This window comes from Hydrogenovibrio marinus (genome assembly GCF_013340845.1).
GTDB lineage: Bacteria > Pseudomonadota > Gammaproteobacteria > Thiomicrospirales > Thiomicrospiraceae > Hydrogenovibrio > Hydrogenovibrio marinus.
The window spans coordinates 1,835,309-1,862,209 of record NZ_AP020335.1 but is presented as its reverse complement, the minus strand read 5'-3'; the positions used below and the strand labels follow the sequence as shown (position 1 = coordinate 1,862,209).

Here is a 26,901-nt window from a genome sequence, read left to right as displayed (position 1 = left end):
CACTTAAGTATGCCCCCGCAAAACAATTCTTTTTCTAAGTCAGCTACAGATGCTTCAGTTTACGAATTTCCGTTAAACAAATGGGTCACCCCTCGTTCACTTCCCGAACTCGTCAAGACCTGCCGCGAAGCCTTTTCCAATAAACAATCCGTTACGATGCGAGCAGGCGGGACATCGCTTGGTGGCCAGGCAATTGGCTCTGAAGTGTTGATTGATGTCTCCAAGCACCTTACGCAAATTCTGGATTACCGCCCTGAGAGAAAGGAAGTCGTTGTTGAGCCTGGTGTCATTCAAGATGATTTGAATGCTTATGTAAAAGCCAACGGGCTTCGCTTTGCACCAGACACATCAACCTCCAATCGAGCCATGATTGGTGGCATGATTGGTAATAACTCCTGTGGTTCCTACTCGGTTTATTACGGCACCACACGAGAGCATGTAAAGTCTGTTGAAGTGATTCTGTCAGATGGCTCCGAAGTTATTTTTGAAGATTTGACCACAGAAGAATTGGCGCACAAGCAAACCCTTGATACTTTGGAAGGGCATTTATACCGCGGTGTGATGTCAATGCTTGAAGAACACGGCGACACAATTCTTGAAAACTTTCCCGATGCATCTATCAAACGTCGCAACACCGGCTATGCTTTGGATGAGTTGTATCGTCATCATCAACCGTTTAACCCTCATGGCAAACCGTTTAACTTAACACCGCTTATCTGCGGCAGTGAGGGAACGCTCGCGGTTGTAAAATCTGCCAGGTTGGGGTTGGTTGAAGCGCCGAAACATCGCCAATTGATTTGTGCACACTACCATTCCGTGCGCGAGGCTATGCAGGTTGTCCCCGAATTTTTGCAGTTTCACCCTGCCGCGATTGAGTTGATTGATCGCCCAACGCTTGAAGGAACCAAGGACAACAAGGCTTTGCAGCCTAACCGTTTTTGGATACAAGATGACCCGGCGGCGGTTTTGGTGGTTGAGTTGTTTGATGATTGTTTGGATAGTTTGAATGCGCGTTTAAGAATTTGCCAGGCATGGCTGGCTGAGAAAGGCTCTTACGCCACGCCTATTATTGATGCGGCGGACAGCGACAAAGTGTGGAGCATTCGCAAAGCAGGTCTTGGCTTGCTGATGGGGAAAATCACGCGGCAAAAAGCAGTTGCTGTCATTGAAGATGCGGCTGTTCCGGTAGCAAAACTGCCAGATTATTACCATGATGTTGAGCAAATGATGGCAGAGTTAGGGGTTGGCTGTATCTATTATGGGCACGCTTCTGTCGGGTTAATCCATATTCGTCCAGAATTAGATTTGGCAACGGAAAAAGGGCGGCAGCTATTTGAAGAAATCGCCAAGCGTAATTCCAAGTTAGTGAAGTCTTATCGTGGTGCGATTTCCGGTGAACATGGCGATGGACGCATTCGAGCACCTTTCATTAAAGAACAGGTGGGGGAGACGGTATATCAATGCTTGGTGAATTTGAAGCGACTGTTTGACCCTCAAAATTTGTTGAACCCCGGTGTCATTATCGGCGATATGCCGATTACCCAAAATCTCAGAGCGGCACGTCAACCTCAAGCGACTTTAACAACGGGGTTTGACTGGTCTAATGATTTATCACTCATGGATGCTGTGGAAAAGTGTAATGGTGCAGCGGCGTGCCGTAAATCGACCGGCACCATGTGTCCATCCTATCAAGCCACGAGAGAAGAAAACTACTCAACACGTGGTCGAAGTAACCTGTTGCGGTTTGCTTTGACTGAGCCAAACCCTCAAACGGCGCTGTCGAATGCTGAGTTACAGGACGCCTTGGAAATGTGTCTTGGTTGTAAAGCCTGTCACTCTGAGTGTCCGGCCAATGTCGATATGGCGAGATTAAAGGCGGAAGTGCTTTATCAAACCGGCAAAATGAGTTTGTCTCGTTTGGCGTTGAAATATTACGGCTTTTTGATGCGGGTGGGGAGTGTGTTCCCTCGTATTTATAACCAAGTGCAAAACTTAGGTTGGGTGAAGCGCTTGATGAATGTCGATAGTCGCAGAGCCTTGCCTACGCTTTCTAATCTGGAATTAAGCCGTTGGTGGCAAACGACTGATAATGCATCTAAAGATAATTGCCAACGCGTTTGGCTTTTGTGTGACTTATATAGTCGCTATCAAGAATCGGAAGTGGGTCAAGCCGCTATTTTGACATTGCATAAATTGGGTTGTGACGTTCAGCCGATTTTTTTAGAGGCATCCCCCAGGGCTTTGATTAGCCAAGGGTTGTTGGATGGTGCTCGCAAAGCTTTGCTAGATATTAATCGTCAGCTGTCAGCTGTTCAGGAAAATGATTGGATTGTCGGTATTGAGCCTTCCGAAGTCTTGGTGTGGCGCGATGAAGCTCAAGCTCTAATGAAAGCAGAGACCCAAACCTGGCAGATTTTATTGTTTGAAGAAGCCGTTTTGAAACTTGCCGAAAAAGGCGAGTTGCCTTTCCAAGCATTAACTCGGAAGGTGAAGGTGCATACACATTGTCATCAAAAGTCGTTGGCGAAAGAAGCGGATGTTGCAAAGGCATTAAGCCTGATTCCGGCTCTGGAAGTTGAACGCATTGCTTCAGGTTGTTGCGGCATGTCAGGTGAGTTTGGCTATCGTCATTATGATGTTTCAAAGAAGATTGCGGAGCAAAGCTTGCTACCGGCGATTGAAGAGGGTGATGCGTTGATCGTTGCCACAGGTACCAGTTGCCGTCATCAATTGGATGACTTCTCTAGCAAACAAGGATTGCACTCAGCGCAAGTGTTTTTGCAAGCGTTGCAGGATATTGAGTGGAGTTCGGCTGGCAGACGATAAAAATCTGCCAGGTTGGGGGCTTAGCTATAAAAGTCGGCAAGTAGTGTTTTGAGCTTTTGCTGCATCTCTTTGTTCGGGGTTAAATTCTCTAAGCACCAAATAGGTTCGGGCCAAGCCTTGTCGTTAGGCTTTCTGAAAACCAAGTGAATGTGGTAGTAAGGTAGCTTATTGCCGATTTTTGCGACGTTGAAGTGTTCTGCCAATCCTTTTCTTTTCAAGTGGTCAGCCACACGATAAATCTCGCCATATACTCTTGCTGCATAGTCGGTATCTGACAATTCGCGGTTCGGAATGAACTGTAACCATGGGATGTCCGTTTCCTCACACATCAAAGAATAAATTTCGGTTTGATACAGGAATTTATTTTCGTAAATCTTTTCCAGGTTTTCTGGTGAATGGTCTTGAATGATAATATCCATTTTGTCGGTCTTATTTTTTAAAGGTTTCTTCTAAATATTGCCTTTTATTGCGGGTAGAATAGAGGGCATTTGTCGAATATTACTGGCTCACTCTAAAATTGTAAAAGGATTCGTTGTGAAATCGCCCCACAAAGGAATTAAACGTATTGTATTTGCAGGGATGAACTCTATAAATGGTTTGGTGTCGACTTACCGGGAAGAAGAAGCTTTCCGTCAAGAAATTTGGTTATTTGTGGTGTTGGTGCCTGTCGCCTTTTGGCTAGGCAAGACGGTATGGGATATTGCAATACTGTTGGGTGTGTGGATTTTTGTCATGATTGTCGAGTTGTTGAATTCGGCATTGGAGACGGCAGTAGATCGAATCGGTCATGAATACAATGAGCTTTCGGGGCGTGCCAAAGACCAAGCCTCTGCGGCGGTGTTGCTGAGTTTTGTGATTGCGATAGGCGTTTGGGTTGGTTTTTTGTTGGAAAGGTTTTTATGAGTTCAGGCGTATCACAACAAAATAAACTGTTTTTGTCGTCCAGCTCGCCCAGAAGGCTTGAGTTGGTAAAACAGCTCAACTTGCATTGTGAAGTGGTGAATGCGCCGGTAGAAGAGGTCGGGTTGCCGGGTGAATCGGCAGAGTCTTATGTGTTGCGCATGGCGTTTGAAAAAGCGGATTCTGGTTACAATAAGTTGGCAGGTGACGATATTTGGGTGATTGGCGGCGATACCTTGATACTGTTTGGGGACAAGGTGTTTGAAAAGCCGAGAAATCAGCAAGATGCTTTCCGAATGCTCAGGCAGTTGTCTGGTTGCTCGCATGAAGTTTTGTCATCTGTGGCGGTCATGCATGATGGTGCCATTTTCTCGGCGGTGAACAAAACACGCGTGTTCTTTCGCACCTTAAGTGATGCAGAAATAGAAACCTATTGGCAAACTGGTGAATCATGCGATAAGGCAGGTGCCTATGCTATCCAAGGTATAGCGGCAGGGTTTATCGAAAAAATTGAAGGCAGTTTTTCCGGTGTGATGGGGTTGCCACTATTTGAATTACAGGAATTATTAAAAGAGTCCGGTTTTTATCAGCCGATTAGTGAAGTGTGAAGCATTATGTCGAATGAAGAAAAAATTTTGGTGAACGTCACCCCTTATGAAACCCGGGTTGCATGGGTCGAAAATGGGGTGTTGCAGGAAGTCTGGATTGAGCGAGCCAATAAAAAAGGGTTGGTTGGCAATATTTATATTGGCAAAGTTGACAGAGTCTTGCCAGGGATGCAAGCCGCGTTTGTTGATATTGGTTTGGAGCGTACAGCATTTTTGCATGTATCGGATGTTTGCCCTAGTACCATCGGTAAAACTGTGGAGCCGGATTGCGAAGACATCACCAAGTTTCTTCATGCCGGGCAAAAAGTGATGGTGCAAGTCGTTAAGGACCCTATTAGCTCTAAAGGCGCGCGCTTGACAATGAATGCGACCATTCCTTCTCGTATGTTGGTGTATATGCCGGGTGAAAAGATGGTGGGGGTTTCTCAGAAAATCGAAGATGCGGATGAGCGCGAACGTTTGAGAGAATTGATTAAATCGATGCCGGAAACAACCGAATCTGAAGGCGGGTTCATTGTGCGAACGGTTGCTGAAGGCGTCGACTTCCATGAGATGAGAGCGGATTTGATTTACTTGCAAAAGCTTTGGGGCGTGATTCAGGAAAAAGCGAAGAAGGTCAGAACCTCTGCTTTAGTCTACGAAGATTTGCCGCTGTATCTTCATTTGTTGCGAGACATTCCAAGTGACCGCATTGAAGAAATTCGAGTGGACTCTCTTGAAACCTTCAAGAAGATGAAAGACTTTGCCGAGTCTTATGTGATGGAATTATCTAATAAGCTTCATCGCTATCAAGGGGAACGTCCGATTTTTGATGTTTACAACATCGAAGAAGAAATTCAGCAGGCATTGGAAAAACGTGTAAATCTGAAATCTGGCGGGTACTTGGTGATTGATCAGACCGAAGCCATGACAACGATTGATGTGAATACAGGCGGCTTTGTTGGACACAAAAACTTAGAAGAAACCATTTTTAGAACTAACCTTGAAGCGACACAAGCAATCGCTAGGCAGTTAAGGCTACGAAATTTGGGTGGCATTATCATTCTTGATTTGATTGATATGGATATCGAAGAACACAAGAAAGTTGTATATGCAGCATTACAGAAAGAGTTGGCAAAAGACCGAGTGAAAACCTCTATGAGTGAGATTTCTTCACTTGGCTTGATTGAAATGACTCGCAAGCGTACCAGAGAAAGTTTGGAGAGAACGCTTTGTGAACCCTGTTTGGTTTGTCACGGTAGAGGGTCGGTCAAAACACCTGAGACGATTTCTTTTGAGATATTCCGTGAAATTACACGGATGGCAAAGCAATTTGATGCTGAAAAGTATCGAGTGATTGCTGCTGAGTCAGTGGTCTCTTATATCTTGGATGAGGCTTCTACAAGGGTAGCGGAGCTGGAAAGTTTCTTGGAGAAAAGTATCCGTTTTCAAGCAGAGAGCGGATATTTTGTTGAGCAATTCGATGTTGTGATGTCTTAAGTCACGCGACGTTGAAGTTTAAACTGAAGTGTTAGGTAAGGTTTTCATGCGTGATTGGTTTTATAGAATCTCTCTGATTGTTGTAGGGGTTTTTGTTGCCTATTTGCTTGTAATGAGAGCGTTCATTACCTGGGTTCAATACGCGCCTGATACAGCCATTTCCTTTGTAGAGACTGTTACGCAATCACAGATTCACGTCGACTCTATTCAAGCAGATCAAAACTGGCTGGGGGCAGACTTTCAAATCAATGGCTTGAAATATGATGATGCTTCCACTCACCTTGCCTTACAGAGACTTTCTGGTGATGTGAATATTTTTGCGCCTTGGATTCCACAATTGAAATATGGAAATCACTTGGAACTGAGTGGGTTGACCGTTTTGTTGAGTGGTGGTGCGGACACAAATGTGAGTGATGTGGACTGGCAAAACCTTCCGACGTATGTCAAAAGTTGGCGTTTACAGAAACTCTGGAAGTCTATCAAGGTAGACAATGCACAACTCACCTTTAATCAAGCCAAACCCTTTACTGTTGATGTGAAGTTGTTCCAGTCCTTTTTTGGGTTGAGATGGTCGTTTGTCGGGTTGTTGGAGGTGATGACTGGGCAAAAAATCGCCAATGAATTGCAGGTCAAAGGAGATTTTTCTACCAATCTGTGGAATGTTCCACAAGAAGGGGAAGGTTCCGTCTCCATATTAAAGCCAGTGAGTTTGGATGATGTTTATCACTTTGCTTCAACAAAAGTTACATCCAAGCTGCCTAAGGGTGAAATGGTTGGTGATATTAAGTTTCGACTTCAAGATGGGCGTCTGAAACGCTTAAGAACTTATTTGACGATACAGGATCTAAGTTGGCCAGCTCATGATCGATTATTGCCCAAAAGTATTGGCGTCACTTTGAGGTTAAAGTCTAAAACCGACTTCATTGCCGGGCCTTACACTGACTGGGTTTTTGAACTCGAAAAGCTGCGTTTTGATGACCAATATGTACAAACGATTTCTCCTGTTTACTTGAGTTTGACTCAAAACCAAAACCTTTCCTTCTCAGCTGAAAAATTCAAGCTTCATGAAATTAAGCCACTGTTTGATGTTGTACTGCATAGCATCGAATACCAAGGTGTTGGCAAAGAGTTGAAGTCTTTAGAGTTAAATCAATTGCATGGTGTATTTAATTTTAAGACGGCTTCCTTGTCAAAACTTAGCTTTCAATTGCCAGCGGTACAGTTAGAACCACAAGATGGTATTCCAGGGCTGTCCATTAGTAACCTTAGCTTTGTAAAAGATCATGATAAGGTGCAAATTAGGACTTTAGATCCGGTGAAATTGTCGTCTAAGTACATTAAGTCGGAACCCATCAAGTTTACGTTTGCTAAACCTATTCAGTTAACTGTCAGTCAAGGTGGTGGCGATGAGAACCTGTGGACACTAGACAAAGTCAGCTTCGCGATAGATGACATGCCTGCCACTTTGAGAGCTACTAGTTTGCTTGGAGGTGGTGTGGATGCAACGGCAACGATTGTGCCAGGCACTGTTGAAAAAGTTAAGTCTTACCTTCCATATAGCATTATGTCCAAGCCGTTGGAAAATTGGCTGAAGTCTGCACTCGTTAGTGGGGATGATGTTCATGGCACCGCTCACTTTAAGGGCAAGCTGGATGATTTTCCATTTAGGAAAGGCCCCGGCTTTTTTAAAGCCGAAGCTTATGTCAAAAATACAGAGCTAAAATTTCAACCGACTTGGCCTTCGGTAAAAGACTTTGCGGCTAAGCTCGAGTTCACTCCGTATAACCTTAAGATTACCTCCGCTAAAGCCAAACTTATGGATGTGGATGCATCAAATGTCGAAGTGAATATCAATAATCTAGACAGTAAAAATATAGCAGTTGATATTTCGGGCGATGCAGATGCAGATGCCCAAGGGGCGCTCAGTTTTATAAATAACACGCCATTAACTGGAAAGCTGGGTATTAAAGAGTTTCTTGACTCTCAACTCGTTGCTCACGGTAAGGTTCATGTTGGATTGAAAAAGATCTGGGTACCAGTTTACGGGTTTGACAAAAAAACGGAGTCAGTGAATGGTGATGTCACGTTGACTGACGTGAACGCCAACTTGTTTGACACAATTGACTTACAAAACTTGAATGGAAAGCTCAACTTCACCGAGTCAAAAGTAGAATCCGCTAAGCCTATTTCCGGTCAAGCGATGGGGGGAGGCTTAACACTCGATGTGAAAACAGAGAAAGGTCAGGTTGATCTTCAATCGCATGGTGATGCAGTGTTAAATAATCAATACCTTCAGGGAGCTTTGCCATGGACGACACGGGTTGTAATTCCATTGAAAAAATCAGAACCAGTCAAAGTGATCACAAGTGCCGCTTTAGAGCAGGTGAAAAGTTTGTTGCCGAGTCCGCTGGAAGTGTTTGCTGCAACAGCTGATCATAAAAAGTCGTTTCAATTGGATTTGACTATTCAGAAGCAATTGGTGAGGGCGAAGGGCATTGTTGCTGGCAATGCTAAATTTTATGCAGACTGGGATACAGATAAATCCACACCCAAAAACTTGAGACTTGTATTGGGGGACCAATCAGTAGGCTTCCCTATGCCGGTCAAAGGATACAGTGTGCGCGGAGCAATTTCCTCACTGGATGTAGATGATTGGAGTGATTTACTTTCTAATGCTAAAAGATCGACGAAGCCTTCAGCGGTGGTTGTATGGCAAGCATCTGATTTAAAAGTCAATAAGCTTGTGTTGGGAGGTTATGATTTTAACCACGTTAATATGAACTGGGACTCGGTCAAACGACCAAGCCAAAAAGAAAAATTCCTCGCGTTCAATCTGAAGGCAGATGAAACTGCTTTGGTGATGACAAAATCTGCTTCGGACGCATTTAATGTTGATGTCGCGTTTTTGAAGATAAAAACTAAAAGACAGATTGAAGAAAAAGGTAAAAGACAGGCGCCCGATTTAGCGTCAATTGCTGATAAGCCGAGTGTCGAGCCAAAGTGTGCAACTCATGAGAATCCGATTAATTTGCCGAAGATTCATTTTACTGGAACAAATATTGAAGTAGACGATCGTTTGGTTTCAAAGTTAAGTTTTGATTTGTCGGATAGCGATAAAGAAATCGTATTATCAAAGTTAAATGCTGATTTTTCGAGATTGCACACCGTTCTGTCAGGGGAGTATCGTTTCGATAAGCAAGCAAATTTGAGTTCTTTAGATGGAAATATTCATGCCTCCAATGTCGAACAGCTATCCAATTTGTTAGGTATCAAAAAGGGTTTTAAAGGTAAGGATGGTCAGCTGGGAATGAAGGTGACATGGGCTGGTGCCTATGACTGTTATTCACCGATTACGATAAAAGGAACAATAGACTTTTCATTGAAAAATGGTGTCATTGTTAATGCTGAACCGGGTATTGCTAGAGTGCTTGGATTGCTAAGTTTTGATTCACTTGCACGTCGATTGAAGCTGGATGTATCCGATGTTACGGATAAGGGGTTGGCTTATGACAGCATAAAAGGAAATGGCCAGTTTAATAGAGGTGTGTTTGATTTAGAGAAGCTCGAGCTCAAAGCCCCCGCCGCTTCGGCTAATGTCTTCGGGCAGATAAATCTGATTCAAAAAGATATGTCTCTCAAGGCGGACATTACACCTGCGATTGGCGAAAGCATTCCTGCGCTGGTTGCATTAAGTGGCGTGGCCAACCCGCTTGCAGGCTTAGCTGCTTATGCCTTTTTGAAAGTGGTTCCGATAGTAAATGATGATCTGGTTACCTACCGTTATGAGGTTTCAGGCACCTTTGATAAGCCTATTATTAAAGAAAGAGGTTTGAGCTTGGATTTGCTTAAGTTAAAAAGTAAGCCAACAAGCAAAGAAGATTCAATATTAGAAAGCCAATAAAAACAAAGGGTTGAGTGATTTTAATATTTGTCTGTAGAAAAAAAATAACTTTTTTTGTGAATTTGGGTTGCAAAACCAATAGGAATGTTTAAAATACGCATCTCTTTCGGACGACAAGCTAGTTTTACGAGAGAGAGGCAAGGATGTTGATAAGATGTTTTTGCCGGACTTAGTTCTTTAAAAATCAGGTAATACAGAGATAATTTATGTGGGAGCTACTTAAGTGAGTAGTTGCTAAAAACATAAATATCTCGACAACTATGTATATGGTTAATTGTTGAATACTTAGGTATTTAATAATACATGTACCTTGTTAATTTCGAGTGTTTAATTTGTGTTGCAGACAAGCAATTAAAAAAACAAGTCAAAAGATTAAACTGAAGAGTTTGATCCTGGCTCAGAATGAACGCTGGCGGCAGGCTTAACACATGCAAGTCGAACGGTAACAGGAGAAAGCTTGCTTTCTTGCTGACGAGTGGCGGACGGGTGAGTAATGTATGGGAATCTGCCCTCTAGTTGGGGACAACATATGGAAACGTATGCTAATACCGAATGTGATCTACGGATTAAAGGTGCCCTCTCCTTGGAAGGTATCGCTAGAGGATGAGCCCATATTAGATTAGCTAGTTGGTAGGGTAAAGGCCTACCAAGGCGACGATCTATAGCTGGTTTGAGAGGATGATCAGCCACACTGGGACTGAGACACGGCCCAGACTCCTACGGGAGGCAGCAGTGGGGAATATTGCACAATGAGGGAAACCTTGATGCAGCCATGCCGCGTGTGTGAAGAAGGCCTGAGGGTTGTAAAGCACTTTCAATTGTGAGGAAAGCTAAGTAGTTAATACCTGCTTAGTGTGACGTTAACTTTAGAAGAAGCACCGGCTAACTCTGTGCCAGCAGCCGCGGTAATACAGAGGGTGCAAGCGTTATTCGGAATTACTGGGCGTAAAGCGCGCGTAGGCGGACTGTTAAGTCGGTTGTGAAAGCCCTGGGCTCAACCTAGGAATTGCATCCGATACTGGCAATCTAGAGTTTAAGAGAGGGAAGGGGAATTCCAGGTGTAGCAGTGAAATGCGTAGATATCTGGAGGAACATCAGTGGCGAAGGCGCCTTCCTGGCTTAAAACTGACGCTGAGGTGCGAAAGCGTGGGTAGCGAACGGGATTAGATACCCCGGTAGTCCACGCCGTAAACGATGTCAACTAGCTGTTGGCCTTATTAAAAAGGTTAGTAGCGCAGCTAACGCGATAAGTTGACCGCCTGGGGAGTACGGTCGCAAGATTAAAACTCAAAGGAATTGACGGGGGCCCGCACAAGCGGTGGAGCATGTGGTTTAATTCGATGCAACGCGAAGAACCTTACCATCCCTTGACATCCTGCGAACTTTCTAGAGATAGATTGGTGCCTTCGGGAACGCAGTGACAGGTGCTGCATGGCTGTCGTCAGCTCGTGTCGTGAGATGTTGGGTTAAGTCCCGCAACGAGCGCAACCCTTATCTTTAGTTGCTACCATTTAGTTGAGAACTCTAAAGAGACTGCCGGTGATAAACCGGAGGAAGGCGGGGACGACGTCAAGTCATCATGGCCCTTATGGGATGGGCTACACACGTGCTACAATGGGGGGTACAAAGAGCAGCTAGCTGGCGACAGTGCGCGAATCTCATAAAACCCTTCGTAGTCCGGATTGGAGTCTGCAACTCGACTCCATGAAGTCGGAATCGCTAGTAATCGTGAATCAGAATGTCACGGTGAATACGTTCCCGGGCCTTGTACACACCGCCCGTCACACCATGGGAGTGGGTTGCAAAAGAAGTAGGTAGTCTAACCTTCGGGAGGGCGCTTACCACTTTGTGATTCATGACTGGGGTGAAGTCGTAACAAGGTAGCCGTAGGGGAACCTGCGGCTGGATCACCTCCTTTAAGAAAAAAGTGACTGCGAGCTTAAGCTGGCTTCCACATAAATTGTCTCTGTATTACTAGAAGAAAAGACCTGGGTCTGTAGCTCAGTTGGTTAGAGCGCACCCCTGATAAGGGTGAGGTCGGTGGTTCAAATCCACCCAGACCCACCATGACTTGGGGCTATAGCTCAGCTGGGAGAGCGCCTGCCTTGCACGCAGGAGGTCTGCGGTTCGATCCCGCATAGCTCCACCAATATTACGGTGAATAAAGTCTGAGTAAGTATCAGAAATTATTAGCAGTGATATTGGTAACAATATAACTGAAGAAGTTCTTTAACAATTTGGATCAATCTCTGAAAAAGAGAAACCTATGACACCGACATGTCATAGGAGCACGAACCTGCTCCAACGGGTTCGTGCGTAGTAATAGTCATTGATTAAGAAGAAGCAATTCAACTTAATTGATGTACTAGGTAACAATGTCTTAATTGAGTCAATTTTAGTTTTAGTGAAGATCGAAAGATCAACACTGAGTCTACTCAAGCGAAACATGTCAGCGATAAACTTTTAGTTACAGCAATTCACTAGGCTTTGATTGTAGAAATTCTGGATTTTTAAATACTCTAGCAGGTGTTTAAAGAGTTGAAGGGATGGAAGCAACACAAAAGGTCAAGGTTATTTTTGAGTTGTATAGTTAAGTGACTAAGCGTATACGGTGGATGCCTAGGCGGTAGAAGGCGACGAAGGACGTAGTAACTTGCGATAAGCCACGGGGAGTTAGTAAACAAGCTTTGATCCGTGGATTTCCGAATGGGAAAACCCATCCTTTATGGATATCCCCTTGTGGGAGGCTAACCCGGAGAACTGAAACATCTAAGTACCCGGAGGAAAAGAAATCAACCGAGATTCCCTAAGTAGCGGCGAGCGAACGGGGACCAGCCCTAAAGCATTTATTAAGATAGCAGAACACTCTGGAAAGTGTGACGATACAAGGTGATAGTCCTGTATGCGAAATCTTATTAAGTGTTATTCGAGTAGGACGGAACACGTGAAATTCTGTCTGAATATGGGGGGACCACCCTCCAAGGCTAAATACTCTCTACCGACCGATAGTGAACCAGTACCGTGAGGGAAAGGCGAAAAGAACCCCGGAAGGGGAGTGAAATAGAACCTGAAACCGTATACGTACAAGCAGTGGGAGCACCTTCGTGGTGTGACCGCGTACCTTTTGTATAATGGGTCAGCGACTTACGTTATGTTGCAAGGTTAACTGAATAAGGGAGCCGAAGGGAAACCGAGTCTTAAATGGGCGATTAGTAGCATGGCGTAGACCCGAAACCGGGCGATCTATCCATGGCCAGGTTGAAGGTGCCGTAACAGGTACTGGAGGACCGAACCCACGTATGTTGAAAAATGCGGGGATGAGCTGTGGATCGGAGTGAAAGGCTAATCAAGCTCGGAGATAGCTGGTTCTCCTCGAAATCTATTTAGGTAGAGCCTCATGTATCACTCTTGGGGGTAGAGCACTGTTATGGTCTAGCGGGCCGTCAAGGCTTAGCAGCCCATTGCAAACTCCGAATACCAAGAAGTGCAATCATGGGAGACAGACTGCGGGTGCTAACGTCCGTAGTCAAGAGGGAAACAACCCAGACCGCCAGCTAAGGTCCCTAAACACTATTAAGTGGGAAAGGATGTGGGAAGGCTTAGACAGTCAGGAGGTTGGCTTAGAAGCAGCCACCCTTTAAAGAAAGCGTAATAGCTCACTGATCGAGTCGGCCTGCGCCGAAGATTTAACGGGGCTAAATAGTGTACCGAAGCTGCGGATGCCATTTATGGCATGGTAGAGGAGCGTCGTGTAAGCCTGCGAAGGGGTGTTGTAAAGCATCCTGGAGGTATCACGAGTGCGAATGCTGACATGAGTAGCGACAAAGGGAGTGAAAAGCTCCCTCGCCGAAAGACCAAGGGTTCCTACGCAACGTTAATCGACGTAGGGTTAGTCGACCCCTAAGGCGAGGCCGAAAGGCGTAGTCGATGGGAAACAGGTTAATATTCCTGTACTTTTTATTACTGCGATGGAGGGACGGAGAAGGCTAGGCAAGCTTGCTGTTGGTTGCAAGTTCAAGCGTTTAGGCAGAGATCTTAGGCAAATCCGGGATCTTAATGCTGAGGCGTGATGAGGAGTCCTATTTTGGACGAAGTTGTTGATGCCATGCTTCCAAGAAAAGCTTCTAAGCTTCAGGTAATAAAGAATCGTACCCCAAACCGACACAGGTGGTCAGGATGAGAATTCCAAGGCGCTTGAGAGAACTCGGGTGAAGGAACTAGGCAAAATGATACCGTAACTTCGGGAGAAGGTATGCCCAAGCGATTGGGCCGCAGAGACCAGGTGGCTGCAACTGTTTACTAAAAACATAGCACTGTGCAAAATCGAAAGATGACGTATACGGTGTGACGCCTGCCCGGTGCCGGAAGGTTAATTGATGGGGTTAGCTTATGCGAAGCTCTTGATCGAAGCCCCGGTAAACGGCGGCCGTAACTATAACGGTCCTAAGGTAGCGAAATTCCTTGTCGGGTAAGTTCCGACCTGCACGAATGGCGTAATGATGGCCACACTGTCTCCACCCGAGACTCAGCGAAATTGAACTCGCAGTTAAGATGCTGTGTACCCGCGGCTAGACGGAAAGACCCCGTGAACCTTTACTACAGCTTTGCACTGGACTTTGATACTATCTGTGTAGGATAGGTGGGAGGCTTTGAAGCAGTAACGCCAGTTATTGTGGAGCCATCCTTGAAATACCACCCTGATATTATTGAGGTTCTAACCTAGGCCAGTGAATCCTGGTCAGGGACAGTGTATGGTGGGTAGTTTGACTGGGGCGGTCTCCTCCTAAAGTGTAACGGAGGAGCGCGAAGTTACCCTCAGCACGGTCGGACATCGTGCAATGAGCGCAAGAGTATAAGGGTGATTGACTGCGAGACAGACACGTCGAGCAGGTGCGAAAGCAGGTTCTAGTGATCCGGTGGTTCTGTGTGGAAGGGCCATCGCTCAACGGATAAAAGGTACTCCGGGGATAACAGGCTGATACCGCCCAAGAGTTCATATCGACGGCGGTGTTTGGCACCTCGATGTCGGCTCATCACATCCTGGGGCTGAAGTCGGTCCCAAGGGTATGGCTGTTCGCCATTTAAAGTGGTACGCGAGCTGGGTTTAGAACGTCGTGAGACAGTTCGGTCCCTATCTGCCGTGGGCGTTGGAGAATTGAGAGGGGCTGCTCCTAGTACGAGAGGACCGGAGTGGACGATCCGCTGGTGTTCCAGTTGTCATGCCAATGGCATTGCTGGGTAGCTATGATCGGAAGGGATAACCGCTGAAAGCATCTAAGCGGGAAACCCGCCTCAAGATAAGTTCTCCCTAGACTTTAAGTCTTCTAAAGGGCCGTTAAAGACTATGACGTTGATAGGCTGGGTGTGGAAGTGCAGTAATGTATGAAGCTAACCAGTACTAATTACCCGTGAGGCTTAACTATACAACTCAAAAGTATCCTTAGACGAAAGACTAAGATGACATGTTTGAGCTTGAGTAGACAAGACTAGAAAAGACACAATTGAGATAGTGTTTACCAACAGTAAACTGTGCTCTAACAGAGATTGATTCCAAATTCAGTAGGGTGAGTGAGAGATTTTCTTCATTCTACATAACCAAATTGCTTGGGGACCATAGCGAGATGGAACCACCTGATCCCATTCCGAACTCAGTAGTGAAACGTCTCAGCGCCGATGGTAGTGTGGCAGGTGCCATGTGAGAGTAGGTCATCTCCAAGCTTATATTCTAAAAACCACTCTTTTGAGTGGTTTTTTTTTGCTTGTAATTTAAGTGCAAGGCATGGCACAGTGAATTTTTAGCATTTTTATACTTTCACATGATAAATTTAAATCCAAAATTGCTCAATCTGCATCCATCCCTAAAAATATTCAACTTTGATTCTATAGGTTCGACAAATCTCTTTTTAAAGGAGGAGGTCGAATCAGGAAAGCTTTTGCAGCCGGCTTTTTGCATTGCAGAGCAACAAACCTCTGGTTATGGACAGCATGGAAGGAACTGGGACTCAACCCAAGAGCTTTCACCCTTAACGTGCTCGTTTGCATTTCCAATTGACTATGGTTTGGAAAAACTTTTATTGAAAAGTATTCCTGTTGCTCTGATAGTAAGGAGATTACTTGTTAAATATTCCAAGCAGGACTTCCAAGTCAAATGGCCTAACGATATTTATGAAAATGGACGAAAGGTATCGGGCTGTTTGATAGAAATCGTTCGCTCTAGAGTGCTAAAAACCCCTTTTGTGATTTTCGGTTTGGGTGTAAATTTATCATCTAATAATAGTAAAGGTTATGGAAGTGTTGAAAGCCTCGAGGTGGGTCTTTTTTTAAATGATTTGTCCATAGAGCTGTTTGACTTCTTTACGTCAGAAGATGGGTTGAACGGCAGTGAAGTGATCACAGAATGGGGAAAACATGATTATTTCTCTATTGGAGAGAAAGTATGCGTGTATGATACCGGCTCATTTAGAGAAGGCGAGTATTTAGGTATTAATGCGCTTTTTCAACCAGAAATTAGAATTGATGGTAAGGTGGTTGCGTTTTCAACAGGCCAAGCATCAATAAGAAAAGTTTAGTATGAAAATATTTTTTGAATTCGGAAATACACGAATTAAAGCAGCATTGTTAGATAGTCTAAATAACTACGATTTTTTGGGTGCGGTCGACAAGCAACACGTTTCTACGGGCGAGTTTATTCAACTTTTGGGTTTGGATGATATAGAAGAGCAGGTCACCCATGTGTACTTTTGTTCAGTGACATCTGCAGCAGATAATGCTGATTTGATTGAGTCTATAAAAGAATTGTTTAAATGTTACCCGACTGAGCTGAGATCAGAATCCAAATGCTGTAGTGTTGAAAGTGGTTATGATCATTTTGAGCAATTAGGTGTTGATCGCTGGATGTCTATTATTGGTGCATCTGCAGGATCATCAAAGCCTGTAATCGTGGTTAGTTTGGGTACAGCGATGACGATTGATGCCGTTGTCGATAAAAAGCATTTGGGAGGCTTTATTGTCCCAGGATTGTCATTAATGCGTCGGTCATTAGCATTCAATACTGCTCAGTTGGGTGAATATCATCTGCCAAGTCAGCAAAATGAATTCAAATTGTTGGCGACTAATACGGAAAATGCCATTTTAGGTGGCACGCTTTATATGGCTGCAAGTTATATCAACTCTTTAATTAGAGATTTGGAAAATGAAACGGGTCGCAAGTTCGATTGTGTTGGAACTGGAGGCGATTTTTCTGTAGTAGAACCCTTGTTGGATAAGTCATTTTTGTACATAGAAGACTTGACTTTAAAAGGAATGGTGAAAGTTGTGGAAAGTTTCTAAAAATCAGTTGACATACGGTATTTTGAACTTATAATACGCCGCATCAGCCGACATAGCACAATTGGTAGTGCAACTGATTTGTAATCAGTAGGTTGGGGGTTCAAGTCCCTCTGTCGGCACCATCATTTCAAAGCCCACTTCTATGTGGGCTTTTTTATTTCTATGTTGTTGATAAATTAAAAAATAGTTACAACCAATTTCGAGTTGTGTCTGGACACCTATAGATGAATACAGTAAAATTCCCCCAATCAAATTCATAGCTGAAATTAACGATTTAGCGATTTTACTGGAGTGAATGTTCAAGATGACGTCCAAGTGTCATTTTACCCATTACGAAACGGAGTGAGTTCCAAAAGGGACTGGCTCCGTTTTTTTATATGTGCGATTCACAACTTTAAAAAGTTAATTTCAGCAAACAACCCTTTTACTGGCGGCGGGCAAAAAATATGACACAAGCTTTATTGGCTTTAGAAGATGGCACTCTCTTTTGGGGAACCTCTCTAGGAGCAGAGGGTAAAACAGTAGGAGAAGTCGTTTTTAATACTTCCCTGACTGGATATCAAGAAATTCTGACTGACCCATCTTATTTTAAACAAATCGTGACTTTAACCTACCCTCATATAGGTAATGTAGGGGTGAATGGTGAAGATGAAGAGTCACCAAGTATTATGGCACAAGGATTGATTGTAAAAGACTGCCCAGCACTGATGAGTAACTTTAGAGCTGAAAAATCCTTACCTGATTACCTTAAAGAACAAAGTGTTGTTGCCATTACAGATATTGATACACGTAAGTTGACGCGTTTACTTAGAGATAAGGGAGCGCAGTCAGGAATTATTGTGACCGGTGATGAGATTGATGCGGAAGCAGCGGTCGCAGAAGCGCGAAGCTTTTCAGGTTTAAAAGGTCTGGATTTGGCAAAAGAAGTTACGACGGAAAAAAGTTACCAATGGAAAGAAGGTTCCTGGGCTCTGGGAGAAGGTCATAAGATCCCTGTTACTAAGCCCCAGTACAAGGTAGTTGCGTTCGATTATGGCGTAAAAAGAAATATCCTTCGCATGTTGGTAGACAGAGGGTGTGAGTTAATCGTTGTTCCTGCAAAGACACCTGCAAAAGATGTTCTTGCAATGAATCCTGATGGGGTTTTCCTGTCAAACGGACCTGGTGATCCTGAACCATGTGATTATGCGATTGAAGCTATTCAGCAAGTTCTAGAGACAAACATCCCAGTGTTTGGTATTTGTCTGGGACATCAGCTTCTAGCTTTGGCGTCAGGTGCGAAAACTGCCAAAATGAAATTCGGTCACCATGGTGCAAACCATCCTGTGCAAGATATGAGAACCAAAAAAGTAATGATTACCTCTCAGAACCATGGTTTTGCAGTGGATGCAGATACTTTACCGTCTAACTTGGAAGCCACGCATGTCTCATTATTTGATGGTTCTCTGCAAGGTATCCAAAGAACAGACAAAGCTGCATTTAGCTTCCAAGGCCATCCAGAAGCGAGCCCAGGACCACATGATGTTGCGCCAATGTTCGACCAGTTTGTTGAAAATATGAAGCAATTTCAATCTAAGAAGTAATATGGAAGATTAGATGCCAAAAAGAACAGATTTAAAAAGTATTTTAATCATTGGTGCGGGCCCTATTATTATCGGACAAGCCTGTGAGTTTGATTATTCCGGTGTACAAGCTTGTAAGGCTTTGAGAGAAGAAGGTTACCGTGTCATCCTTGTAAACTCAAATCCCGCAACCATCATGACTGACCCTGAAATGGCTGATGCGACTTATATTGAGCCTATTGAATGGAGAACAGTCAGAAACATTATTGAAAAGGAACGTCCAGACGCAATTTTGCCAACAATGGGTGGGCAGACAGCACTGAACTGTGCTTTGGATTTGCATGATAAAGGTGTTCTGAAAGAGTTCAGTGTTGAGTTGATTGGTGCGAATGCAGATGCAATTGATAAGGCTGAAAACCGTGACCGCTTCCGTCAAGCCATGCAAAAAATCGGTTTGGATATGCCGATCTCTGATGTTGCTCATAATATGGAAGAAGCTTGGGCTGTACAAGAAAAAGTGGGTTACCCAACGGTTATTAGACCTTCATTCACTTTGGGTGGTTCTGGTGGTGGTATCGCCTATAACAAGCAAGAATTCGAAGATATTTGTAAGTTTGGTCTAGAGCTATCTCCGACCAATGAATTGCTGATTGAAGAATCCATTCTTGGCTGGAAAGAATACGAAATGGAAGTTGTTCGAGACAAAAACGACAACGCCATTATCGTTTGTTCGATTGAAAACCTTGACCCTATGGGCGTTCATACCGGGGATTCAATCACCGTTGCACCTGCGCAAACGTTGACGGACAAAGAATACCAAATCATGCGTAACGCGTCCTTGGCGGTATTGAGAGAGATTGGCGTCGAGACTGGTGGATCGAATGTTCAGTTTGCTATCGAGCCAAAGACGGGTCGAATGATCATTATCGAAATGAACCCTCGTGTATCTCGTTCTTCTGCTCTGGCATCAAAAGCAACAGGTTTCCCTATTGCTAAAATTGCGGCGAAGTTGGCGGTTGGTTATACACTTGATGAGCTAAGAAACGACATTACTGATGGTGCTACACCAGCATCATTTGAACCTACTATTGATTACGTTGTTACCAAAGTTCCTCGTTTTACATTCGAGAAATTCCCACAGGCTCAAGCCCGTCTATCGACGCAGATGAAATCTGTCGGTGAAGTCATGGCTATGGGGCGTTCGTTCCAGGAGTCTGTGCAAAAAGCACTTCGTGGGCTTGAAACTGGCAAGGACGGTTTTGATGAAGTGATGCCTTTAGCTCAAATGGAAGAGAAGGAAATAAAAGATATCTTACGCCAAGAGCTTCGTTCTCCAGGCCCAGAGCGTTTGTGGTATGTTGCCGATGCTTTCAGAGCAGGATGGGATTTGGAAACGGTATATGATATTTCTAAAATCGATCCATGGTTCCTGTCTCAGATTCAAGAATTGATTTTGATGGAAGACGACCTAAAACAACGTGGTCTGGATGCATTGGATGAGAGTTCATTAAGAAACTTGAAACGTAAAGGGTTCTCAGATAACCGTTTGGCAAAATTGTTGAATACTGATGCGGCATTTATTCGTAAATTCAGACACACACTAAATGTTCGTCCAGTGTTTAAGCGTGTAGATACTTGTGCTGCGGAGTTTGAAACTTCTACGGCTTACATGTATTCGACTTATGAATCTGAGTGTGAAGCCCAGCCAACGGATAGAGACAAAATCATGGTCTTGGGTGGAGGTCCTAACCGTATCGGACAAGGTATTGAGTTCGATTATTGTTGTGTTCATGCAGCGATGGCGATGCGTGAAGATGGTTATGAAACCATTATGGTTAACTGTAACCCGGAAACGGTATCTACGGATTATGACACGTCTGACAGATTGTATTTTGAGCCTCTGACACTTGAAGATGTGTTGGAAATCGTTGAAGTCGAAAAGCCAAAAGGCGTTATCGTTCAATACGGTGGGCAGACCCCTTTGAAATTGGCCGAAGACTTGGAAGAAGCAGGTGTTCCAATCATCGGAACATCTCCGGAGTCCATCGACTTGGCGGAAGATCGTGAGCGTTTCCAACAGTTGCTACATAGTTTAGAGCTAAAACAACCACCAAATAGAACAGCAAGAAGTGAAGATCAAGCGATTGCTTTGGCAAATGAAATTGGTTATCCGCTGGTTGTTCGTCCGTCTTATGTGTTGGGTGGTCGTGCAATGGAAATTGTCTATAACGACGCTGATTTGTCTCGTTATATGACTGAAGCAGTTAAAGTCTCGAACGACTCACCTGTTTTGCTTGATCGTTTCTTAGATGATGCAGTTGAACTTGATGTTGACGCGATTTGTGACGGTGAGCAAGTTGTCATTGGTGGTGTTATGGAGCACATTGAACAAGCGGGTATCCACTCAGGGGATTCTGCATGTTCATTGCCACCATATAGTATTCCGATGCATATTCAAGATGAGATCCGTTCGCAGGTTTCAAAAATGGCTAAAGCGCTTAATGTTGTTGGCTTGATGAATACCCAGTTTGCGGTGAAAGGTGAAGACATCTATGTATTGGAAGTAAACCCTCGTGCATCAAGAACGGTTCCATTTGTATCTAAAGCAATTGGCAAGCCTCTGGCTAAAATCGCAGCGCGTTGCATGGTTGGTCAAAAGCTGAGTGAACAGGGCTTTACAAAAGAAGAGCGTCCAGAGCACTTCTCAGTAAAAGAAGCAGTATTCCCATTTATCAAATTTTTGGGAGTTGATCCGATTCTAGGACCTGAAATGAAATCAACGGGTGAAGTCATGGGTGTTGGCGATACTTTCGCTGAGGCTTATCAGAAAGCACAATTGGCTGGTGGGACAGTGTTACCAACTTCCGGTCAGGCTTTCTTGAGTGTTCGTCAGGCAGACCGTGTTAAAGTATTGGAACTGGCTAAACAACTTATTGATAAAGGCTTTACTATTTTAGCAACACGTGGCACAGCTAAAGCTCTAGATGAAGCTGGAATCGAGTGTAAGGTCGTCAACAAGGTAACCGAAGGTCGTCCGAATATCGTTGATTCAATCGTCAATGAGGATGTTGACTTAATTGTGAATACTTCTGACGGTTCGGTTAGTATTAAAGACTCTTCGAGCATTCGTAGAGAAGCATTGATGCATAAAATCTGTTACACCACAACGATGGCGGGTGCATTGGCAATGGTTGCTTCAATGGATTATTTGAACAACCAAAAAGTGACGCGTTTACAAGATATTCAATAAGTTTGGATTGTAGAACCAACGACGCCAGGTCTTTTGGACTTGGCGTTTTTGTTTTGAGGGAAGAGATATGCAAAGACATCCAATGACAAAAGAAGGTGCGGATGCACTAAAAATAGAATTAAATAAATTAAAGAAAGAAGATAGACCAGCTATCTCAACGGCTATTGCTGAAGCCCGTGAACATGGTGACCTGAAGGAAAATGCGGAGTACCATGCAGCGCGTGAACAACAAGGGTTGATTGAGGCTAGAATTGCCCAGATTGAACATATCCTCGGGTCAGCGCAAATCATTGATGTGACCAAGTTGAACCCTGGCGGAAAGGTTGTCTTCGGTGCGACGGTCACAGTATTGAATATTAATACTGATGAAGAGATGACTTATAAAATCGTTGGACACGAAGAAGCTGATCTTAAACACAACAAAATTTCGGTAAATTCTCCGATTGCCAGAGCACTGATTGGCAAAGAAGAAGGTGAAGAAGTTGTTGTGACAGCACCAAGTGGTAACATCGATTATGAAATCGTAGAAATCCAGTATATTTAATATTATGAGATTATTACTACTTTGCGCAGTTTGGTTGACGGCTAATGTAACGATTGGATATGTCGTCGCGCCTGTACTGTTCAAAGTGCTAGGTAAGATGCAGGCCGGACAGGTTATGTCTGTTTTACTCAATGGATTGTACTTTTTCGATTTGGCAATAATCCTACTCATGATTTTTGGCCTGATGTTGACTCAGAAATGTCACATCAAGAGAGAAAGTTGGCTGATTGCTTCAGCAATTTTGGTCGGTGTGAACCAATGGTTTATTTCGCCAAAAATGGAATGGTTGAAGTTGCATGATATGAAAGGGCAAGTTATGCAGCTTTCTTTCATGGCATGGCATGGGGTTTCCCAAGTCGTCTTTCTACTGACGCTGTTGAGCTTTGCTTTTTGGAGTTACAAGCTTTATAGACGAATCCAGCAGCCAGACTAGCCGCGGCTTGTAGGCATAAATTTGCCTTATAGCAGGTTAATTTTTTTTAGTCTGGTTTTCGGGATTTAAAGTTGCAATTTATGGCTAAAACCTTCACAATAGCCTCGTTAAATATAATCGTACCCTAATATTCTCGGAGTAGTTAAATGAAACACTTAACACTAAAAGCACTCTTTATTTCTGCTGTTGCAGCTCTTTCTATGAACGTACAAGCTGCAGAATCTGTTTATGACCAATGTATCGCTGATGGCAGCATGGTTATCAAGCTAGGTAAAGAGCAAGGTGCTAAAGCTGCTAAAGCGTACCAGCAAAAAACTACGGTTGCACAATGTTTCGCTGAGTTGGACAAACTAGAGCAAGCGCCAGATATTGAAAAAAGAGCTGGTAGCAAAGTTGCAGTAGAAACTCACAACCCTTCATACTACATGAATGGTGCTGAAAAACTACAATGGTCTAAATTGTTTGCAGCGATTGATGCTAAACAGTACCGTGGTGTTGAGTATCTAATGAGCGTTTACTACCGCAAGCAATAATAATTCTTAGTAGAATTAGATGTTTAAAAAAGCCGGTTTCGACCGGCTTTTTTGTTTATAAAATAGTGGGATAAATGGGCACTAATAATTTTTTCGAAGCTGCTTACGCATGCTTGATAGAAAGCGATCTGGAGCGGAAGATTTTTCTAGTGGATAAACTTCAACAGGACTGGGAGTCTTCTGACTTTGATTTTATACCGATGGAAGTGGTTCATAGAGTTCCAGATGCTGGTCGTCCTGAAAGCCCAGAATTAGTGCCACCAAAAGACTTACCTAGAAGAGGGTTGGGTACTCGTGAAGGTCACGCTGCTCTAATCCATTCCATTGCACATATAGAGTTCAATGCGGTCAACTTGGCACTAGATGCTCTCTATCGCTTTCAGAATATGCCAAAAGCCTACTATCAAGATTGGCTAAGAGTCGCAATGGAAGAGTCCTATCACTTTCAAATGATCCGAGAACATTTGTATCATTTAGGCTCTGAGTACGGTGATTTCAAAGCGCATAATGGTTTGTGGTTAACCACTTACGAGACGGATCACTCCCCAAGGGTACGAATGGCACTTGTTCCACGTACGCTCGAAGCCAGAGGGCTTGATGTAACACCACCTATGATGAAAAAATTACGTGCCATAGGGGATAAACGTGGTGTAGAAATTCTCAAGATATTGCTTCGCGATGAAATAGGGCATGTTGAGGTTGGAACAAGGTGGTTCCGCTATTTATGCCGTGAAGAGGGGTTGAATCCTTTTGATGAATTTGTAACGATTGTTCAGAGCTATTTTCATGGTGACCTCAGAGGCCCTTTTAACTTTGAGGCAAGGGTTGAAGCTGGCTTTTCGGAGGAAGAAATTCAATGGCTGAAATCCATTGAGCAAGGATTTGTTGACCGTGCAGAAACTACCTGAGAAACATAGGCAACGCATTATTACACGCCATAAGGCTTCTATAGAACGTTATGGCTATGAGCCTGCCGCGCTTTTTTGGAAAGGCAGAGATGTTCAGAATTTGCGGTTTTCACTATTCCTGGATTGGATGGAAAGCCATGCCAAAAGTTACGATGGAAATGTTCCCTGCATATTGGATGTGGGCTGTGGTTTTGCCGACCTCTACAAGTTCTTTACGCATCATGGCTTAAGTGTCAATTACACTGGGTTGGATGTATCTCCTGATATGACTTTCGCTGCGCAGAATATTTACCCTGACTTGGTTTTCCTGAATGGGGAAATATATGATTTTGAGTTTAAGGATGAAAGTTTTGATTGGGTATTTTTGTCCGGAGCATTGAATGAAGTGTTGGACGACTCTGGTGAATACGCACTCGGCGTGATTCGTAAAATGTATGATTTGTCCAAGCATGGTGTAGCATTCAACCTATTGAACAAGGCTCATGAGTGGACGTTTCAGTGCTCAGACCTGATGTCATTTGATGTTCAGCAGGTCAAAAGATATTGTCAGACGTTTTGTTCTGATGTCGAAGTGAGAATGGACTACCTACCAAATGACTTTACTGTGTTTCTACGCAAATAACTTTAACGGGACTCGATGATGTTGTATTGCGGTGTTGATTTAGGTGGGACCAAAATAGAGATAATTGTGCTGACAGACGATAACAGCACGCTTTTCCGACATAGAGTATCTACGCCTCAAGGAAATTACGAGAAAACCCTAGATGCCATCGTAGAGCTCTTTCATTTGGCAGAAGAGACGGTAGGGTCGTTAAACGCATTAGGCATCGGAATTCCAGGTGCAATTTCACAAAGAACTGGCAGAATCAAAAATGCGAATTCAGTATGTTTAATCGACCAAGATTTGAAAGCCGATTTACAGAGCCGTTTAGGCTGTAAGGTATATTTATCAAATGATGCAAATTGTTTCGCCCTTTCTGAAGCGGTGGATGGTGCAGGAGAAGGTGCTAAAACCGTATTTGGGGTGATTATCGGTACGGGGTGTGGTGGTGGCCTTGTGATTAATGGACAATCGTTGGATGGTGCCAATTTCATCGCAGGTGAGTGGGGACATAACCCACTGCCATGGCTTGAACCCAATGAAACAGCTTTACCTTGTTATTGCGGTAAATCTGGCTGTATCGAAACCTTCTTATCTGGACCTGGTTTTGTCAAACATTTTGAACTGATCTCGGGGCACTCTTTAAGTACCCAGGAGATTGTTGCGCTGGTGGAAGAAGATTCATCCTTAAGCGACACTGCTAAGCAAGCATTGGAGCGCTATTGTGAATGGCTTGCTAAAGGACTGGCATCAGTCATCAATATTTTTGACCCGGAAGTCATTGTACTGGGGGGCGGCATGTCGAATATTGATTATATATATCGCCGTGTTCCCGAAATCTGGGGAAATTGGGTATTTAGCGACCAAGTGCTGACTCAGCTTGCAAAGGCAAAATGGGGCGACTCAAGTGGTGTTAGAGGCGCCGCATGGCTTACCCGATAGTTTGGTGATAACCTATAGCATCGGGTGGTCAGAACTTCCTTCTTTCAACTGCTGACGCAATTGCCAGCCATTGTCTGTCTTGATAAACAAGAAACGTCTTTTGAATGTCAGGTGATCACCTTGTTCGAACTCCGGTAACGTCAGTTTCAGCAAGCTTATTTGTAAAGCGATTCTCGCTTTTTGCAAGGGGGTATAGCCGTCGTTGTTTTTCAATGTCATCAGGTAATCATTCAGGTTGATTTGAGCCGTTGCCTGAATCGACATTTCAGCCACATAGTGGTTATCGTTTTCGTTATAGCCGTTTTCTTTAATGGCCTTGTCAGCTAGAAAAATTCCCTGAAACTCATTGTTGAAAAATTGCTTTGAGTCGCTGGAAATTTGTTCTAGATTTGGTTTATGCGGGTCAAAGCATCCTGATAATAGAACAGAGAGGAATAGCAGAAGAATAATCTTTGCAATAACTGAGTAGGCTTGAGTCACGAAGACTGTTCCTTTTAATTAAGTTAGCGTTTGTTTTCTTTCATTATACCCACATCAATTTGAGATACCAGATTCGGATAGGGCAGTGAGTTATCACCACTAATATTCGAGACTTGTCCGAGTTATAATAAGCGCAAATTTTTAGGAAAACCCCATGCAAACAATCGAAACTCTAGAGGCTCTTGAGGGCTTGAAAGCCGATAAAGACGCGCTACTCATCTTATTTGGCGGACAAGAATGCAATGTGTGTCATGCTATTAAACCCAAGTTAATAGAAATGGTGTCAGAGCGATTTCCAAATATGGAGATGGTTTATGTAGACTGTCATCTGACAACGGACATCTGTTCTCAGAAAGGCGTTTTCACGCTGCCGGTTGTTCAAGTCTACTTTGGCGGACAGAAGTTTGTGGAAGAAGTCAAAAGTTTCAGTTTAGTGAAGTTGTTGGATGACTGTCAGCGACCTTATAGCATGATGTTTTCAGATTAATTCGCTTGAGCATTATTACCCGGTAGTACGTTTAAAATCTGCCAGGTTGGGGTAGATCATCTATTAACCAGAAATTAAAAAAAGCCGGGATGCGTGAGCATCACCGGCTTTTTTATTG

At 43.8% G+C, this 26,901-nt stretch carries 18 protein-coding genes, 3 tRNA genes and 3 rRNA genes; 22 read left to right on the top strand and 2 right to left on the bottom strand.

Annotation, left to right across the window (positions count from 1 at the left end; all coding sequences use genetic code 11):
• Positions 1–9: 9 nt before the first annotated feature.
• Positions 10–2,826 carry an FAD-binding and (Fe-S)-binding domain-containing protein gene (locus HVMH_RS08880; protein ID WP_029913199.1) on the top strand — a complete coding sequence of 939 codons (2,817 nt, stop codon included), beginning with the start codon at positions 10–12 and terminating at the stop codon, positions 2,824–2,826.
• Between the two features lie 20 nt (positions 2,827–2,846).
• Here HVMH_RS08880 and HVMH_RS08875 read toward each other — a convergent pair whose 3' ends face one another.
• The gene (locus tag HVMH_RS08875; protein ID WP_029913202.1) at positions 2,847–3,245 is read right to left on the bottom strand and encodes a hypothetical protein; all 399 of its coding nucleotides are present in this window, start codon (positions 3,243–3,245) and stop codon (positions 2,847–2,849) included.
• Positions 3,246–3,360: 115 nt separating this feature from the next.
• Here HVMH_RS08875 and HVMH_RS08870 point away from each other — a divergent pair, with 115 nt between their 5' ends.
• From HVMH_RS08870 to HVMH_RS08775, 20 genes are all read left to right on the top strand, one after another.
• Positions 3,361–3,729: a diacylglycerol kinase gene (locus HVMH_RS08870; RefSeq protein WP_029913205.1), complete on the top strand. Its 369-nt coding sequence runs from the start codon at positions 3,361–3,363 to the stop codon at positions 3,727–3,729.
• Positions 3,726–4,334: a Maf family protein gene (locus tag HVMH_RS08865; RefSeq protein ID WP_029913208.1), complete on the top strand. Its 609-nt coding sequence runs from the start codon at positions 3,726–3,728 to the stop codon at positions 4,332–4,334. The genes HVMH_RS08870 and HVMH_RS08865 overlap by 4 nt, the downstream gene beginning before the upstream one ends.
• Positions 4,335–4,340: 6 nt before the next feature.
• Positions 4,341–5,813: a ribonuclease G gene (gene rng / locus HVMH_RS08860; protein WP_029913213.1), complete on the top strand. Its 1,473-nt coding sequence runs from the start codon at positions 4,341–4,343 to the stop codon at positions 5,811–5,813.
• 46 nt (positions 5,814–5,859) lie between these two features.
• Positions 5,860–9,714: a YhdP family phospholipid transporter gene (locus HVMH_RS08855; RefSeq protein WP_029913216.1), complete on the top strand. Its 3,855-nt coding sequence runs from the start codon at positions 5,860–5,862 to the stop codon at positions 9,712–9,714.
• 374 nt (positions 9,715–10,088) lie between these two features.
• Positions 10,089–11,632 (top strand): 16S ribosomal RNA (locus HVMH_RS08850).
• A 72-nt stretch (positions 11,633–11,704) separates the two neighbouring features.
• A tRNA-Ile gene (locus HVMH_RS08845) sits at positions 11,705–11,781 on the top strand.
• Positions 11,782–11,787: 6 nt separating this feature from the next.
• A tRNA-Ala gene (locus HVMH_RS08840) sits at positions 11,788–11,863 on the top strand.
• 439 nt (positions 11,864–12,302) lie between these two features.
• A 23S ribosomal RNA gene (locus HVMH_RS08835) occupies positions 12,303–15,137 on the top strand.
• 180 nt (positions 15,138–15,317) lie between these two features.
• A 5S ribosomal RNA gene (rrf, locus tag HVMH_RS08830) occupies positions 15,318–15,432 on the top strand.
• The 16S, 23S and 5S rRNA genes sit together here with 2 tRNA genes alongside, the layout of an rRNA operon.
• A 98-nt stretch (positions 15,433–15,530) precedes the next feature.
• Entirely contained in the window at positions 15,531–16,283 is a 753-nt protein-coding gene (locus tag HVMH_RS08825; protein ID WP_029910157.1) for a biotin--[acetyl-CoA-carboxylase] ligase, read from the top strand.
• Between the two features lies 1 nt (position 16,284).
• Positions 16,285–17,043 (top strand): type III pantothenate kinase, encoded by a 759-nt coding sequence (locus HVMH_RS08820; protein WP_029910154.1) that lies wholly within the window; start codon positions 16,285–16,287, stop codon positions 17,041–17,043.
• A gap of 46 nt (positions 17,044–17,089) precedes the next feature.
• A tRNA-Thr gene (locus tag HVMH_RS08815) sits at positions 17,090–17,165 on the top strand.
• A gap of 324 nt (positions 17,166–17,489) precedes the next feature.
• Entirely contained in the window at positions 17,490–18,626 is a 1,137-nt protein-coding gene (gene carA / locus HVMH_RS08810; protein WP_029910153.1) for a glutamine-hydrolyzing carbamoyl-phosphate synthase small subunit, read from the top strand.
• A 13-nt stretch (positions 18,627–18,639) separates the two neighbouring features.
• A complete protein-coding gene (carB, locus tag HVMH_RS08805) occupies positions 18,640–21,855 on the top strand; it encodes a carbamoyl-phosphate synthase large subunit (protein ID WP_029910148.1) in 3,216 nt (1,071 codons plus the stop codon).
• 67 nt (positions 21,856–21,922) lie between these two features.
• Positions 21,923–22,399, top strand: a complete 477-nt coding sequence (gene greA / locus HVMH_RS08800; protein ID WP_029910146.1) for a transcription elongation factor GreA — start codon at positions 21,923–21,925, stop codon at positions 22,397–22,399.
• Positions 22,400–22,403: 4 nt separating this feature from the next.
• Positions 22,404–22,832 carry a DUF4149 domain-containing protein gene (locus HVMH_RS08795; protein WP_051623018.1) on the top strand — a complete coding sequence of 143 codons (429 nt, stop codon included), beginning with the start codon at positions 22,404–22,406 and terminating at the stop codon, positions 22,830–22,832.
• Between the two features lie 146 nt (positions 22,833–22,978).
• Complete coding sequence (locus HVMH_RS08790) at positions 22,979–23,365, top strand: hypothetical protein (RefSeq protein ID WP_029910140.1); 387 nt, start codon at positions 22,979–22,981, stop codon at positions 23,363–23,365.
• Positions 23,366–23,439: 74 nt separating this feature from the next.
• Positions 23,440–24,273, top strand: a complete 834-nt coding sequence (locus HVMH_RS08785; protein WP_029910138.1) for a ferritin-like domain-containing protein — start codon at positions 23,440–23,442, stop codon at positions 24,271–24,273.
• Positions 24,257–24,895: a class I SAM-dependent methyltransferase gene (locus tag HVMH_RS08780; RefSeq protein ID WP_051623017.1), complete on the top strand. Its 639-nt coding sequence runs from the start codon at positions 24,257–24,259 to the stop codon at positions 24,893–24,895. The genes HVMH_RS08785 and HVMH_RS08780 overlap by 17 nt, the downstream gene beginning before the upstream one ends.
• A gap of 15 nt (positions 24,896–24,910) precedes the next feature.
• Positions 24,911–25,816: an ROK family protein gene (locus HVMH_RS08775; RefSeq protein ID WP_029910134.1), complete on the top strand. Its 906-nt coding sequence runs from the start codon at positions 24,911–24,913 to the stop codon at positions 25,814–25,816.
• 12 nt (positions 25,817–25,828) lie between these two features.
• On the opposite strand, the gene HVMH_RS08770 is transcribed toward HVMH_RS08775, so the two are convergent.
• Positions 25,829–26,296, bottom strand: a complete 468-nt coding sequence (locus HVMH_RS08770; protein ID WP_029910132.1) for a hypothetical protein — start codon at positions 26,294–26,296, stop codon at positions 25,829–25,831.
• Positions 26,297–26,450: 154 nt separating this feature from the next.
• Between HVMH_RS08770 and HVMH_RS08765 the strand changes: the two genes are divergently transcribed.
• Entirely contained in the window at positions 26,451–26,783 is a 333-nt protein-coding gene (locus tag HVMH_RS08765) for a thioredoxin family protein (protein ID WP_029910130.1), read from the top strand.
• Positions 26,784–26,901 lie beyond the last annotated feature (118 nt).

Coding starts and splice junctions, on each gene's coding strand:
- HVMH_RS08880 (WP_029913199.1), top strand. CDS start 10: ATGCCCCCGCAAAACAATTCTTTTTCTAAGTCAGCTACAGATGCTTCA.
- HVMH_RS08875 (WP_029913202.1), bottom strand. CDS start 3,245: ATGGATATTATCATTCAAGACCATTCACCAGAAAACCTGGAAAAGATT.
- HVMH_RS08865 (WP_029913208.1), top strand. CDS start 3,726: ATGAGTTCAGGCGTATCACAACAAAATAAACTGTTTTTGTCGTCCAGC.
- rng (WP_029913213.1), top strand. CDS start 4,341: ATGTCGAATGAAGAAAAAATTTTGGTGAACGTCACCCCTTATGAAACC.
- HVMH_RS08855 (WP_029913216.1), top strand. CDS start 5,860: ATGCGTGATTGGTTTTATAGAATCTCTCTGATTGTTGTAGGGGTTTTT.
- HVMH_RS08825 (WP_029910157.1), top strand. CDS start 15,531: ATGATAAATTTAAATCCAAAATTGCTCAATCTGCATCCATCCCTAAAA.
- HVMH_RS08820 (WP_029910154.1), top strand. CDS start 16,285: ATGAAAATATTTTTTGAATTCGGAAATACACGAATTAAAGCAGCATTG.
- carA (WP_029910153.1), top strand. CDS start 17,490: ATGACACAAGCTTTATTGGCTTTAGAAGATGGCACTCTCTTTTGGGGA.
- carB (WP_029910148.1), top strand. CDS start 18,640: ATGCCAAAAAGAACAGATTTAAAAAGTATTTTAATCATTGGTGCGGGC.
- greA (WP_029910146.1), top strand. CDS start 21,923: ATGCAAAGACATCCAATGACAAAAGAAGGTGCGGATGCACTAAAAATA.
- HVMH_RS08795 (WP_051623018.1), top strand. CDS start 22,404: ATGAGATTATTACTACTTTGCGCAGTTTGGTTGACGGCTAATGTAACG.
- HVMH_RS08790 (WP_029910140.1), top strand. CDS start 22,979: ATGAAACACTTAACACTAAAAGCACTCTTTATTTCTGCTGTTGCAGCT.
- HVMH_RS08785 (WP_029910138.1), top strand. CDS start 23,440: ATGGGCACTAATAATTTTTTCGAAGCTGCTTACGCATGCTTGATAGAA.
- HVMH_RS08775 (WP_029910134.1), top strand. CDS start 24,911: ATGATGTTGTATTGCGGTGTTGATTTAGGTGGGACCAAAATAGAGATA.
- HVMH_RS08765 (WP_029910130.1), top strand. CDS start 26,451: ATGCAAACAATCGAAACTCTAGAGGCTCTTGAGGGCTTGAAAGCCGAT.